Origin of the sequence: Sphingopyxis sp. OPL5 (assembly GCF_003797775.2) — a bacterium.
Taxonomy (GTDB): domain Bacteria; phylum Pseudomonadota; class Alphaproteobacteria; order Sphingomonadales; family Sphingomonadaceae; genus Sphingopyxis.
In genome coordinates, this window is the sequence record NZ_CP060725.1 from 1,163,880 (window position 1) to 1,175,955 (window position 12,076).

At 66.4% G+C, this 12,076-nt stretch carries 12 protein-coding genes; 7 read left to right on the plus strand and 5 right to left on the minus strand.

Annotation, left to right across the window (positions count from 1 at the left end; all coding sequences use genetic code 11):
- Positions 1 to 69: 69 nt before the first annotated feature.
- Positions 70 to 1,656 (plus strand): phosphoglycerate dehydrogenase, encoded by a 1,587-nt coding sequence (gene serA / locus EEB18_RS05630; protein WP_187141596.1) that lies wholly within the window; start codon positions 70 to 72, stop codon positions 1,654 to 1,656.
- 144 nt (positions 1,657 to 1,800) lie between these two features.
- On the plus strand, positions 1,801 to 2,913 hold the full coding sequence (locus EEB18_RS05635; RefSeq protein ID WP_187141597.1) for an ATP phosphoribosyltransferase regulatory subunit: 1,113 nt from the start codon (positions 1,801 to 1,803) through the stop codon (positions 2,911 to 2,913).
- Between the two features lie 84 nt (positions 2,914 to 2,997).
- On the opposite strand, the gene EEB18_RS05640 is transcribed toward EEB18_RS05635, so the two are convergent.
- Entirely contained in the window at positions 2,998 to 3,375 is a 378-nt protein-coding gene (locus EEB18_RS05640) for a DOPA 4,5-dioxygenase family protein (RefSeq protein ID WP_187141598.1), read from the minus strand.
- 381 nt (positions 3,376 to 3,756) lie between these two features.
- Positions 3,757 to 4,689, minus strand: a complete 933-nt coding sequence (locus EEB18_RS05645; RefSeq protein WP_187141644.1) for an alpha/beta hydrolase — start codon at positions 4,687 to 4,689, stop codon at positions 3,757 to 3,759.
- Between the two features lie 153 nt (positions 4,690 to 4,842).
- Here EEB18_RS05645 and EEB18_RS05650 point away from each other — a divergent pair, with 153 nt between their 5' ends.
- A complete protein-coding gene (locus tag EEB18_RS05650; RefSeq protein WP_056343019.1) occupies positions 4,843 to 6,132 on the plus strand; it encodes an adenylosuccinate synthase in 1,290 nt (429 codons plus the stop codon).
- Here the strand turns inward: EEB18_RS05650 and EEB18_RS05655 are convergent.
- Positions 6,122 to 7,015: a haloalkane dehalogenase gene (locus EEB18_RS05655; protein ID WP_187141599.1), complete on the minus strand. Its 894-nt coding sequence runs from the start codon at positions 7,013 to 7,015 to the stop codon at positions 6,122 to 6,124. The two genes, EEB18_RS05650 and EEB18_RS05655, sit on opposite strands and share 11 nt — an antisense overlap.
- 86 nt (positions 7,016 to 7,101) lie before the next feature.
- Here EEB18_RS05655 and EEB18_RS05660 point away from each other — a divergent pair, with 86 nt between their 5' ends.
- Positions 7,102 to 7,605: a murein L,D-transpeptidase family protein gene (locus EEB18_RS05660; protein WP_187141600.1), complete on the plus strand. Its 504-nt coding sequence runs from the start codon at positions 7,102 to 7,104 to the stop codon at positions 7,603 to 7,605.
- 8 nt (positions 7,606 to 7,613) lie between these two features.
- Entirely contained in the window at positions 7,614 to 8,204 is a 591-nt protein-coding gene (locus EEB18_RS05665; protein WP_187141601.1) for an NADPH-dependent FMN reductase, read from the plus strand.
- A gap of 1 nt (position 8,205) precedes the next feature.
- On the opposite strand, the gene EEB18_RS05670 is transcribed toward EEB18_RS05665, so the two are convergent.
- Positions 8,206 to 9,522: a spinster family MFS transporter gene (locus EEB18_RS05670; protein WP_187141602.1), complete on the minus strand. Its 1,317-nt coding sequence runs from the start codon at positions 9,520 to 9,522 to the stop codon at positions 8,206 to 8,208.
- A 113-nt stretch (positions 9,523 to 9,635) separates the two neighbouring features.
- Between EEB18_RS05670 and EEB18_RS05675 the strand changes: the two genes are divergently transcribed.
- Positions 9,636 to 11,210 carry an amidase gene (locus EEB18_RS05675; RefSeq protein ID WP_187141603.1) on the plus strand — a complete coding sequence of 525 codons (1,575 nt, stop codon included), beginning with the start codon at positions 9,636 to 9,638 and terminating at the stop codon, positions 11,208 to 11,210.
- 91 nt (positions 11,211 to 11,301) lie between these two features.
- Positions 11,302 to 11,478 (plus strand): hypothetical protein, encoded by a 177-nt coding sequence (locus EEB18_RS05680; RefSeq protein WP_156377547.1) that lies wholly within the window; start codon positions 11,302 to 11,304, stop codon positions 11,476 to 11,478.
- 86 nt (positions 11,479 to 11,564) lie between these two features.
- Here the strand turns inward: EEB18_RS05680 and EEB18_RS05685 are convergent, their stop codons facing one another.
- Positions 11,565 to 12,050 carry a DUF2721 domain-containing protein gene (locus tag EEB18_RS05685; RefSeq protein ID WP_056343038.1) on the minus strand — a complete coding sequence of 162 codons (486 nt, stop codon included), beginning with the start codon at positions 12,048 to 12,050 and terminating at the stop codon, positions 11,565 to 11,567.
- Between the last annotated feature and the right edge of the window lie 26 nt (positions 12,051 to 12,076).

Consider the following 12,076-nt stretch of genomic DNA (forward strand, 5'->3'; position numbering starts at 1 on the left):
GGCGCAAGCCGGGGCCCATTTCCCCATTCCGCACAGGTTCCGGCTTTCGCCGGGATACGGAGACAGACAATGACCGCTCCCAAAGTTCTCATTTCCGACAAAATGGACCCGAAAGCCGCCGCGATTTTCAAGGAACGTGGCATCGACGTCGATGTCATCACCGGGAAGACCAAGGACGAGCTGATCGCGATGATCGGCGACTATGACGGCCTCGCGATCCGCTCGGCCACCAAGGTCACCGCCGACGTCCTCGCCGCCGCGACGAACCTGAAGGTCGTCGGCCGCGCCGGCATCGGCGTCGACAATGTCGACATTCCCGAGGCGTCGAAAAAGGGCGTCATCGTAATGAACACGCCCTTTGGCAACAGCATCACCACCGCCGAACATGCGATCGCGATGATGTTCGCCCTCGCACGCCAGATTCCCGAAGCCAACGCCGGGACCCAAGCGGGCAAATGGCCGAAGAACGATTTCATGGGCGTCGAGCTGACCTCGAAGACGCTCGGCCTGATCGGCTGCGGCAATATCGGCAGCATCGTCGCCGAACGTGCCCTCGGCCTGCGCATGAAGGTCGTCGCTTTCGATCCCTTCCTGACCCCCGAGCGCGCGATCGAACTCGGCGTCGAAAAGGCCGATCTCGACACCCTGCTCGCCAAGGCCGATTTCATCACGCTGCACACGCCGCTGACCGACCAGACGCGCAACATATTGTCGGCCGATAATATCGCCAAGGCGAAGAAGGGGGTGCGGATCATCAACTGCGCGCGCGGCGGGTTGATCGATGAGGCGGCGCTCAAGGACGCGCTCGACAGCGGCCATGTCGCGGGCGCCGCGCTCGACGTGTTCCAGACCGAGCCGCCGGCGGCCGATCATCCGCTGTTCGGCGCCCCGAACTTCATCTGCACCCCGCACCTCGGCGCGTCGACCGACGAGGCGCAGGTCAATGTCGCGATCCAGGTGGCCGAGCAGCTGTCGGACTATCTGCTCACCGGCGGCATCACCAACGCGCTCAACGTGCCGAGCCTCTCGGCCGAAGAAGCGCCGAAGCTGCGCCCCTATATGAGCCTCGCCGAAAAGCTCGGCAGCCTCGTCGGCCAGCTCGCGCACGACAATCTCACGACGATCTCGGTCGAGGTCGAGGGTGCCGCCGCCGAGCTGAACCTCAAGCCGATCACCGCCGCGGTGCTCACCGGCCTGATGCGTCGCTATTCGGACAGCGTGAACATGGTCAACGCGCCGCATCTCGCCCGCGAACGCGGCCTCGATGTGCGCGAAGTGCGTCATGATCGCGACGGCGACTATCACACGCTCGTCCGCGTCACGGTGGCGACCAGCGACGGCGACCGCTCGGTTGCCGGCACCTTGTTCAGCAACGGCGACCCGCGCCTGGTCGAAATGTTCGGCATCAAGGTCGAGGCCGATCTCGACGGCCACATGCTCTACATCGTCAACGAGGATGCCCCCGGCTTCATCGGCCGCATCGGCACCGCACTCGGCGAAGCCGGGCTCAACATCGGCACCTTCCACCTCGGCCGCCGCGCCGCCGGGGGCGAAGCGGTGCTGCTGCTCAGCCTCGACTCGCCGATGCCCGAACCCCTGCTGTGGCAGCTGTGCCAGCTGCCCGGCGTGAAGACGGTGAAGGGTTTGAAGTTCTAGGACTTCCTGCCCTGCCAGTCCGCGTCGGGTGGACCGGGATGCCCAATCAGGCTCTCTCTCCTCCACGGTGTTTCGGCACCACCCGACGCGGACGAATCGCACCGGATCGTTGACTCCGGTCGCGACCAGCCTAAGGCCGCTCCGATGCCCAAAGCCCCCGCCCTGCTGCCCGAAGGCCTGCGCGACCGCCTGCCGCAACAGGCCGAGGCGGCGTCGCGCGTCACCCGCGCGCTCGTCGATGCGATGCGCGCGCACGGCTATGGCCGCGTCGCGCCCCCGCTCGCCGAGTTCCGCGAGACGCTCGGCGGCGACGACGAGCGCGCATCGCGCGACCTGCTCCGCTTCACCGATCCGGTATCGCAGCGCACCCTCGCGCTACGTCCCGACATCACCCGCCAGGTCGGGCGCATCGCCACCTCTTTGCTCGCGAGCGCTCCGCGGCCGCTGCGCCTTTGCTACGCCGGGCAGGTCGTCAAGCTGCGCGCCAGCCAGCTTCGCCCGGCGCGCGAAATGCTGCAGGTCGGCGCCGAGCTGATCGGCAGCGACAGCGTCGCCGCGGCGCGCGAGATCGTCACCGTCGCGATCGACGCACTCGACGCCGCGGGCATCGGCCCCGTCACCATCGACTTCACCCTGCCCGACGTCGTCGACCTGCTCGCCGCCTCGCTTCCGGTCGCGGCCAGCCGCGATGCCTTGCGCGATGAACTCGACGCCAAGGATGCCGGCGCGCTCGTCCGCATCGGTGCTTCGGCCTATCTGCCTCTGCTCCGCGCCACCGGTCCTTTCGACCAGGCGATCGCCGACCTGCGCGCCTTCGACAGTGCCGGGGTGCTTGCCAGCCGTATCGACGCGCTGGAAGAAATCGCCGCACCGATCCGCGACCGCGTGTCGCTGACCCTCGACCCGACCGAGCGCCACGGCTTCGCCTATCAAAGCTGGTTCGGTTTCCAGATCTTCGTCCCCGGCCAGGGCGACGCGATCGGCCGCGGCGGCGGCTATGCGATCCCGGTCGGCGAGGATCATGAAGAATCGGCGGTCGGCTTCTCGCTCTATCCCGATCCGCTGATCGACGACGGCCTCGGCGCCGAGGACGACGCCGAGCGCCGCATCTTCCTGCCGCTGGGGCACGATCCCGCGCTCGCCGCGAGCCTGCGCGCCGACGACTGGCAGACGGTAGCGGCGCTGTCCGAAGCCGATGATGCACGCGCGCTCGGGTGCGGGTACCGGCTCAGCGCCGATGGTCCGGTCGCGGCCTGACCTTCACGCTCCCCGGCGAAAGCCGGGGCCCATTGATCGGTTGCGCACAGCATCTGGGCCCCGGCCTTCGCCGGGGAACATCAATTAGAAATCGGCCTTGCCGAAGCGCGGCACACCTTGGTTCACGCCCGGCGGGTCGAGCACCGTCACATCAAGAACGACCGGCTCCCCGATCCAGTGCGCGAGCGTCGTATGATCGGCCAGGTCGTCGTCGGTCAGGGGATGCACAAGCGCGCGCAACCCCGTCGCCTCGATCGCAGCAACCACCGCCGGCACCGTGCTGCCAAGGAAATGCACCTCATATTGCGCGATCGGATGCGGCCCCACCCCGCCCTCGGTCATCGACCCGACGAACAGGATCGCCGGATCGCGCCCGAAATCGTCACGCAGCGCTGCAGCCGCAGGACGTTCGGCGGCGTCATAATAGATATGCGCGTGATAGGGGGCGGAGGGGTCGGTCATAGGGGCATCGCTTTCCGGGTCACGTCACCCCGGACTTGATCCGGGGCCTGCCTGCCTTGAACGAGAAGGCTGGCCGCGGGTCAAGCCCGGGTTCTTCCCCAGCCCGACGATCATTTCGAACGCTTCGGCCAGCGTGACGCGGATACCGCGCAACGATCGTCGCGAGCGGATGTTGTCGAAATACCGAAAATGAATCGAGGGTGGGTCGCCCTCGTCGTCGGAGAGAGAAAATGAAAAAGCTTCTGAAAATTTTCGCAATCGGCAGCTCGATCTTGGTCCTGTCTGCTTGCAACACGGTTCAAGGCGCGGGGAAGGATGTCGAATCGGTCGGCGACTGTGCCGATGGCGTGAAGGGCAATTGCTAGACAGCGGCGTTAGACGCTATCGCGCAAACACCCGCTTCAACCATGCGTCGACCGCCGTCGTCGGCGCGTAACTCGGGTCGCCCAGTCGCCGGTTGATCTCGCCATGGCCCTGCAATCCCTCGCCCGGAAAGCTGCCATGCTCGACCTTGCTCCCGCCCGCCTCGAGCGCGGCGCCTAGCGCTTTGGCTTGGCGCACCCCGTCGGGCCGCTGGACGTAGAGCAGCAGGAAGGCCGTTGCATTGGGCGCGGCCGCGTGCAGCGTCGGCGATAGCTTCGCCTGCCGCGCCGGATCGCTCCCGAACGCCTGCTTATAGGTCGCCTGCATGATCGGCGGTCCGTCCTTCGTCTGCGCCGGCACGTCATAGGCCGCGCCGTCGATCGGGATCACCCCCGTGATATCGGCGAAAGAAAGGCCGACGCTCTTCAGATATTGCTCATCGGTGCCGACCAGCGCCACCAGATGCGCGCCCGCGCTATGCCCCATCAGCACGATGCGCCGCCGGTCGATCCCCAGTCGGTCGGCATCGCGGATCAAGGCCTTCACCGCCATCGCGACATCCTCGGCCTGCTGTTCGACCGGCGAGTCCGGAACCAGCCGGTAATCGATCGACGCAAAGGCATAGCCCTCACCCGGATAATGGTCGGCCTTGAAGCGCCCCGTCGCATTGTCCTTGCTGCCGCGCTTCCACCCGCCACCATGGACAAAGACGACCAGCGGCGCCGGCCCCTTCACATTTTTCGCACGCCAGACGTCGAGCGACTGGAGCGGATCGCGGCCATAGAAGATCGTCTCGCTGCCCGGCGCCTTCGGCCCCTCGTCGGCACCCATTCGCTGCGCGATCCGGTCGCGCAGCCGCTCGCGCCCCTCCGCAAAGGGGCCCGGGATGATCAGGCTTGCCGCGACGAACGCCGCGAGCGCCGCGCCTGTGATCAACCGCTGTTTTCGCATCGCCTGCAATCTCCGCTTTCCCTGGCGCCAGCATATCTAGCCCGCAAATGTCGCAAATCCGTCCCACCAAGCTTGCCTCTGCGGCCAAATCCGCTAAGGCCGCGCCGGGCCGGCGCTGGTCGTTTCGAGGCCCCAGTTCAGCAGGACAGCATCATGGCAAATGTCACCGTCATCGGGTCGCAATGGGGCGACGAGGGCAAGGGCAAGATCGTCGACTGGCTCGCCAGCCGCGCCGACGCCGTGGTCCGGTTCCAGGGCGGGCACAACGCCGGCCATACGCTCGTCGTCGGCGAGCAGGTCTACAAGCTCTCCTTGCTCCCGTCGGGAATCGTCACCGGCACGCTGTCGATCATCGGCAATGGCGTCGTCCTCGACCCGTGGGCGCTGCGCGACGAGATCACCAAGCTGCGCGGCCAGGGCGTCGCGATCAATCCCGAGAATTTCGCGATCGCCGACAATTGCGCGCTGATCCTGCCCTTCCACCGCGACCTCGACGCGCTGCGCGAAACCGCCGCGGGCGCGGGCAAGATCGGCACCACCGGGCGCGGCATCGGCCCCGCCTATGAGGACAAGGTCGGCCGCCGTGCGATCCGCGTCTGCGACCTCGCGCACCTCGACAAGCTCGATCCGCAGCTCGACCGCCTGACCGCGCACCATGACGCGCTGCGCGCCGGCTTCGGCGAACCGCCGATCGACCGCGATCGCCTCATCGCCGACCTCACCGAAATCGCCGACTATGTGCTCGAATATGCGCAGCCGGTGTGGAAGCGCCTGAAGAAGGTCCGCAAGGCCGGCGCGCGCATCCTGTTCGAGGGCGCCCAGGGCGTGCTGCTCGACGTCGATCATGGCACCTATCCGTTCGTAACCAGCTCGAACACCGTCAGCGGCACCGCGGCGTCGGGCTCGGGCCTCGGCCCCTCGTCGGTCGGCTTCGTCCTCGGCATCGCCAAGGCCTATACGACGCGCGTCGGCAGCGGCCCCTTCCCGACCGAACTCGAAGATGCGACCGGCCAGAAGCTCGGCGAGCGCGGGCATGAATTCGGCACCGTCACCGGGCGCAAGCGCCGCTGCGGCTGGTTCGACGCGGTGCTCGTGCGCCAGAGCTGCGCCGTCTCGGGCGTCACCGGTATCGCGCTCACTAAGTTGGACGTGCTCGACGGCTTCGACACCATCCGCATCTGCACCGGCTATCGGCTGCGCGGCAAGATCCTCGACTATTTCCCCGCCCATTCGGCCGACCAGGCCGAGGTCGAGCCGATATACGAGGAAATGGACGGCTGGCACGAAACGACCGCGGGCGCGCGCAGCTATGCCGACCTGCCCGCGCAGGCGATCAAATATGTCCAGCGCGTCCAGGAACTGATCGAAACCCCGATCGCATTGGTATCGACCAGCCCCGAACGCGAAGACACGATCCTGATCCGCGATCCGTTCAGCGACTGACCCCCGCAGCCGCAACGTCGCGGATCGCTGCGACGAAGCCGTCGGGGTCATTCTCCTGAATGAAATGTCCACCGTGCAGCGCGCGATGCGCCATGCCGTGTGCGCCCGGCACGCGCGCGGTGAACAGCGCGTCGCCGCCGCGCGTGATCGGGTCGCCGTTGGCGAAGCAGCAGAGGAAGGGCTTGTCGAAGCGCTCGAGCGCCGCCCATGCGCGTTTCTGGTCGGGTACGGCGACATTGTCACCGAGCGGCACGAAGGACGGAAAGATGCGCGCCGCGACCTTTGACGCGCGGGTCGGAAATGGCGCGTCATAGGCGGCGATTTCTTCGGGCGTCAGCTGCCGTTTCGCTCCGGCATTGACGATCCGCCCGACCGGAAACACCGGACTGTAGCGCGAGAAAGCGCGCCAGATGGCGAAGGCGCGCGGCGCCGGCTGGCCCTCGGGCAGGCCACCGTTGGACAGCGCGACCCCAGCGAAGCGCTCGGGCATCTCCGCCACCAGCCGCAACCCGATCAGCGAACCCCAGTCCTGGCAGGCGAGGATCATGTTCTTGAGGTCGAGCTCCTCGATCCACTGGCGCATCCACGCGACCTGCTGTGCATAGCTGTAGGCACCGGCATCCAGCGGCTTGTCCGACCGACCGAAACCGATCAGGTCGGGTGCCAACACGCGAAAGCCCGCGTCGACCGCCGGCCCGATCATCTTGCGATAGAGATAGGCCCAGGTCGGTTCGCCGTGCAGCATCAGCACGGGCTGCGCATCCGCTGCCCCCTCGTCGACATGATGCACGCGCAACCCGCCGTCTATCTCCAAATATTTCGGCGCATAGGGCCAGTCGGGTAGCGCGGCGAAGCGCGCGTCCGGCGTGCGATATATGGTCATGCTCCAATCCCCCCGCCGCCACCTTAGCCTGGGAGGCCGCGCTGACAACCACTTGCCGGAGACCGCCAAAGGCGTAGGGTCGGACGATGCGCTCCGCCCTCCCCCTCGTGTGCCTGCTCATCACGGCCTGCGGATCCGCCGCGTCGCAGCCCCCGCAAATACCCCAGAACGCGAAGGCCGACCGCCTGCTGGTCGACAAGAGTGACCGCACCCTGATCGCCTTTGTCGGCAACCGCGAGATCGCGCGTTACACCAATATCCGCTTCGGCGACGCGCCCGAGGGGCATAAGCAGTTCGAGGGCGACGAGCGCACGCCCGAGGGCGACTACAGGATCGACGGCCGCAACGCGAAGAGCGCCTATCACCTGTCGCTGCGCATCTCCTATCCCAATGCCGCTGATCGCGCTTATGCGAAGGCGCAAGGGCGCTCGCCGGGGGGCGATATCTTCATCCACGGCCAGCCCAATCGCTGGCCCGGTCCGCCGCTCACGACCGACTGGACCGACGGCTGTATCGCGCTGTCGAACGGTGAAATGGAGCAGCTGTGGGACCTGGTTCCCGACGGCACCCTGATCACCATTCGCCCCTAGGAGCTTCCATGTCGCGCAACATTCTCGTCTTCTACGGCAGCTACCGCCGCGACCGGCAGGGGATCAAGCTCGCCCGCTGGCTGGTCGAGGCAATCGCGGCACGCGGCGACAGCGCCGAACTGATCGACGCCAAGGCGGTCGACCTCCCCATGCTCGACCGCATGTATAAGGAATATCCGGAGGGCGAGGCGCCGCCCGCGATGGCGGAACTTGCGGGCAAGATCCGCGCCGCCGACGGCTTCCTGTTCGTCACCGGCGAATATAATTGGGGACCGCAACCCGGCCTCAAGAATCTCACCGATCATTATCTCGAGGAATGGTTCTGGCGCCCCGCCGCGATCGCCTGCTATTCGGCCGGCCCCTGGTCCGGGGTGCGCGCGATGATGGGCTGGCGCGACACGCTGGGCGAAATGGGAATGGCGGTGATCTCGTCGATCCTGCCGGTCGGGCGGATCGGCGGCGCCTTCGATACCGACGGCCAGCCGGCGGGCGACGACGGCGCGCGGCTGGCAAAAAACTTCCCGCGCTTCGCCGACGACCTCAACTGGTGGATCGACGCGGCGCGGGAACAGCGGGCGCGCCAGGCGCCGCCCTATTGACCTAACCCGACTTCAGCTCGGCCTTCAGCCGCAGGCTGGCACGCCAGAAGAAGAAGGCTGGGATCAGCCCGAGCCACGCCGCGCCATAAAGGACGTAACGCACGCTTTCCTGACCATAGGTCGGCGCCAGCATGTCCGACAGCACCCCGAACAGGAACGGCCCGAAACCCAGCCCGATCAGATTCTGCCCGAACAGCATGATCGACGCCGCGACCGCGCGCGCCTGCGGCCGCACAAGCCCCTGCACGCAGCCATAGGCAGGACCGTAATAGGCCGAATTGAGGATCGTCGGGACGATCAGCAACGCCACCGCGACGCGCCAGTCCTCCATATAATAGCCGAGGAACAGCACCGGCGCCGCGAGCGCCATGCCATAGGCCGGGAAGGTCAGGATATGCTTCTTGTCGCGCGGGCCGAACTTGTCGGCCATCTTGCCGCCGAGCCAGGTGCCGAGCACCCCCGCAAGCCCGAGCACGACCGCCATCGACAGCCCCGCCTCGGTCGTCGACAGTCCGTGGCTGCGGATAAAGAAGCTGATCGTCCACAGCGCCTTGCCATAACCGAGGAAGGCGACGACCGACGATGCGATCAATATGTAGACGAAAGCGCGCGAAGCGAAGATTTCGCGCATCGCCTCGCGAGTCGACAGCGGCACCACCGCCGCCGCGCTCGCCGCGGCTTCGGCAGTGCGGCTGTGGCGCGGCTCGCGCATGACGAACAACACGATCAATGCGAGCAGCAAACCCGGTGCGCCGACGAGCATCAGCGCGATCCGCCAGCCATAAAGATCGTTGACGATGCCCCCGATAATCAGCCCGAGCAGCGAACCGATCGGCACGCCCAGCCCGTAAAAGGCGATCGCCGAAGAGCGTTTCTCGGCGGGCACGCTGTCCGAAATCAACGAGTGCGCGGCGGGGGTGCAGCCCGCCTCGCCGACCCCGACCCCGATCCGCGCGAACAGCAGCTGGACGAAATTCTGCGCGAGCCCGCACACCGCGGTCATCGCCGACCAGACGGCGAGCGCGAGCGCGATCAGCCGCACCCGGTTGGTGCCGTCCTTGTCGGCATAGCGCGCGATCGGGATGCCGAGCAGCGCATAAAAGACCGCGAACGCCGGTCCGGCGAGCAATCCCAGTTCGGTATCGCTCAGCCCTAGGTCGGTCTTGATCGGCTCGGCGAGGATGTTGACGATCTGCCGGTCGAGGAAATTGAAGATATAGACGATCAGCAGCACCCACAGCATCGTCCGCGTCTGCGCGGACACGCCGGCGGTGGGCGGCGACCCGATGCTCCCGGCAAGGGCAGCTTTCTGGTTCATTCTTATCTCCCGTAGCGCCATGGGAGCAGACCGGACACCCAGGTGTCAACGCCGTTGCGGCGCGCCGAAATTCGCCGCTTGCAATTGCCGCTACGGCTGGCAGCTTCGCGCCCATGCAAAAAATTTCGCTGCTCGCCGCCGCCGCCCTGCTCGCGATCGCTCCCGCAACGGCGATGCCGCCGCCGCTGCCGCCCGTCGAGGGCAAGGACGCCGCGACGCTCCAGGCCGAGATGGAGAGCGGATCGATGTACGACGAACTGCTCACAACCCTCTATCTCGACCGCATTTTGAAGATCGACGACTATGGGCCGAAGCTGAACGCCGTCATCGCCACTTTCCCCGACGCGCAGAGCGAGGCGACCCGGCTGTGGAAAGAACGCGAGGCGGAGAAAAAACGCGGCCCGCTCCACGGCATCCCGATCCTGCTCAAGGACAATATCGAGGCGAAGGGGCCGGTGCCGACGACCGCCGGCTCGCTCGCGCTGAAGGACAATGTCACGAACCGCGACGCGCCGATCGTCGCGCGGCTGCGCGAGGCGGGCGCAGTCATCATTGGCAAGACCAACCTCAGCGAATGGGCGAACATCCGGTCGAACAATTCGACCAGCGGCTGGAGCGCGGTCGGCGAACTCACCAAAAACCCCCACGCGCTCGACCGCAACACATGCGGCTCGTCGTCGGGCAGCGCCGCCGCGGTCGCCGCCAGCCTCGCGCCGCTCGCCATCGGCACCGAAACCGACGGGTCGATCACCTGCCCCGCCGGTGTTAATGGCGTCGTCGGTTTCAAACCGACCGTCGGCCTTGTCAGCCGCACCCATATCGTGCCGATCAGCTACAGCCAGGACACCGCCGGCCCGATCACCCTCACCGTCCGGGACGCCGCCGCGGTGATGACCGTCATCGCGGGTAGCGACCCCGCCGATCCCGCGACCACCGAGGCCGATGCGCGCAAGACCGACTATGCCGCCGCGCTCTCGCCCGACGCGCTGAAGGGCAAGCGCATCGGCGTGCTGCGCGACCGCATCGGAGACCGGGCCGACGTCGCCGCGCTGTTCGACGCGGCGCTAAAACAGATGGCGGACCTCGGCGCGACGATCGTCGAGATCGACGACAGCCGCAAAGGACTGGAGGAACTGGGCGCCGCCGAGTTCGAGGTGCTGATGACCGAGCTTAAGGCCGACATGGCGGCCTATCTCGCGGGCCTGCCCGGCAAGGACGGGCCGAAGACGCTCGCCGACCTGATCGCATTCAACAAGGCGCACCCCGCCGAACTCAAATGGTTCGACCAGTCGCTGTTCGAACTGGCCGAGAGCAAGGGCGGACTCGACAGTCCCACCTATGTCGAAGCCAAGGCCAAGGCGGCGCGGCTTGCGGGTCCCGAGGGGATCGACAAATTGTTGAAGGACAAGGGCGTCGACCTGCTCGTCGGCGTCACCAACGGGCCCGCCTGGACCAGCGACCTAGTCAACGGCGATCATTATAGCGGCCCGAGCGTCAGTCAGCTTCCCGCCGTCGCCGGCTATCCGCACCTGACCGTCCCGATGGGCGCGGTCGAGGGCCTGCCGATCGGTGTCAGCTTCATCGGTGCGAAGTGGAGCGATGCCGATGTGCTTGCCGCAGGTTATGCCTATGAGCAGGCGAGCAAGAAACGCGTCATGCCGACCTTCCGCACGCGTGTCGGCCCCTGATTGTCCGAAGACCTGATGGCCGCTCATCGACGCTTTAGCGCACAGGGCTTCGAGCTGGACATCCGGTCTCGATGAATTTATTTTTGAGCAGATGATACCCAGGATTTTTCGCAAGCACGCAACTGAAACCGCCACCGTAATTGGTTTTGCGACTTATGCTGGATTGGATTTTTTCGAGATCGACTGGGTGCTGAGATTTGGCGCAGCCTTGATTGTGACGGCAGCCATCGCCCGGATTCTTCGTAAACCAAAGATATGGACATATTGAGGCCTAGCTGTCGCCGCTGGCAAATGTCCGCTTTCTACGCCAAAGCCAACGCCGGTAACAAACGCGGATCGCGATGATCCGATGCCCTAACGCCGCCCCTGTCGCTTCCGCCAGCCCATCTCCTCCAGCTCGAGCAGTTCGAGCGGGACATGGATCGTCCGCGTCGCAAGCCTGACCTCGACCAGGAAGAGGACGAGCGAGGCGAGCAACAACAGCATCGCCAGCGCGAAGACCCACGCCGCCGCGGCGCCGAGGTTGAAGCCGACGAAAGCCTGCGCGAACAGCAGCGCCACCAGCAGGCAAACGACGATCCCGCACGCGACCGCCGCGGCGATCGAATTGTTGATGATGTCCATCCGCCGGTCGACGACGCGCAGTTCGGCGACGACCCGCTCATGCTCCGCGCCCTGGGTCTCGCCCCATTGCTCGATCAGCACGCGCGACCGGTCGACGACGCGCGCCAACCGCCCGGTGAAGACGTTGAGCAGGCCGCCGGTCGCTACCAGCAGGAACACCGGCGTGACCGAGATCTGGATGATTTCCGCAATGGCCCCGAGGCCTGCGGCCGCCATCAACCCGGCCTCGCCGATAAATAGGG